3 protein-coding genes are annotated in these 1,484 nt (G+C 61.1%); all 3 read left to right on the top strand.

What is annotated here, in order from left to right; translation table 11 throughout:
- A partial coding sequence (locus tag L9Z73_RS30355) for a cysteine-rich CWC family protein (RefSeq protein ID WP_247408655.1) occupies nt 1–148 on the top strand: 148 nt, incomplete at its 5' end.
- A complete protein-coding gene (locus L9Z73_RS30360) occupies nt 148–840 on the top strand; it encodes a pseudouridine synthase (RefSeq protein ID WP_247408652.1) in 693 nt (230 codons plus the stop codon). The genes L9Z73_RS30355 and L9Z73_RS30360, both read left to right, overlap by 1 nt.
- Nucleotides 841–1,144: 304 nt before the next feature.
- The coding region (locus L9Z73_RS30365; protein ID WP_247408653.1) for an alpha/beta fold hydrolase at nt 1,145–1,484 on the top strand (340 nt) is incomplete at its 3' end.

Raw genomic sequence — 1,484 nt, forward strand, 5'->3', positions numbered from 1 at the left:
CACTGCCGACCAGGCCTGCTGGTGCTACAGCGTCACCATCGACCCGGCGGTGCTCGAAGCCCTGCCCGATGCATTACGCAACCAGGCCTGCCTGTGCCCGCGCTGTGCCCGGGTGGACGCGCAGTTGCGTGGGGCTGAGCCGTTGTAATGCGGGTTGATCGATTCCTCAGCAACCTGCCGCGTTTCAATCGCCAGCAAGTCCGCCTGTTGTTGGTGGAACGGCGCGTGAGCGTCGATGGCGTGCCTGTCAGTGACCCTCACCATGAAGTACGCGAATTCAGCCGGGTATGCGTGGACGATGAGGTGCTACAGGCGGGTAAACCGGCGCGCTATTTCATGCTGCACAAACCGCAGGGCTGCGTGAGCGCCACCGCCGACCCACAGCACCCGACGGTGCTGGACTGGCTGGATGAACCGGACAAAGACGAACTGCATATCGCCGGTCGCCTGGACTTCAACACCACCGGGCTGATGTTGATCACCAACGACGGCCAGTGGTCGCGGCGCCTGACGCAACCGACGACCAAACTGCCCAAGGTCTACCGTGTGGAGACCGAGCAGGAGATCGGTGCGCAATACGCCGCCACCTTCGCGGCGGGGGTGTATTTCGCGTTTGAAGACCTGACGACTCAACCGGCCGAGCTGGAACTGTTGGCACCGCGCCTGGCCCGCTTGAGCATCATCGAAGGTCGCTATCACCAGGTGAAGCGCATGTTCGGGCATTTCAACAACAAGGTGATCCGCTTGCATCGGGAACGCATGGGGCCGCTGGAACTGGATGGCGCGCTGGCGCCCGGCGAGTATCGGGCGTTGAGCGCCGATGAAATTTTGTTGGTTTGACGACCGTTCGGCCGGTGATGGCTAAAACCCATCTCGGCGACTTGCGACATCCCGAATCGACTGCTTGAATCAAACCGTCAGCCAAATTATGACTGGCGAGTCGCCTATAACCTCCAAGAAACACCTTGCCCCGCCCGCGCTTGATCCACGGGCCTCCCCGGCAAACAGCCCGCCCTGATAACACCCGTCGGCCAGCCGTCATCGGCTCGACATGGGCACTCATCTTCCAGGCGTATGCCTACCTGTCATAAAGCTCGTGCAGAGTGATCTGCGCGCACTACCCGCTTGCCAGGAGTCTTACGACATGAGGCCAGAAATCGCTGTGTTGGATATACAGGGTCAGTATCGGGTTTACACGGAGTTCTATCGCGCGGACGCGGCTGAAAAGACCATCATCCTGGTCAACGGCTCCATGGCCACCACGGCGTCCTTCGCCCAAACCGTGAAAAGCCTGTACCCGCAGTTCAATGTGGTTTTGTACGACCAGCCCTACGCCGGCCGCTCCAAAATCCATAACCGCCATGAGCAAATGCTGACGAAGGAAGTCGAAGGCCAGATCCTCCTGGAACTCATCGACCACTTCGCCGCCGAACACGTGCTGTCGTTCTCCTGGGGCGGCGCCGCCACCCTGGTCGCCCTCGCCC

Origin of the sequence: Pseudomonas emilianonis, assembly GCF_023072625.1 — a bacterium.
GTDB lineage: Bacteria > Pseudomonadota > Gammaproteobacteria > Pseudomonadales > Pseudomonadaceae > Aquipseudomonas > Aquipseudomonas paraveronii.

Bases quoted from the DNA above. Each gene is read 5' to 3' on its own strand.
- L9Z73_RS30360 (WP_247408652.1), top strand. From the start codon at position 148: ATGCGGGTTGATCGATTCCTCAGCAACCTGCCGCGTTTCAATCGCCAG.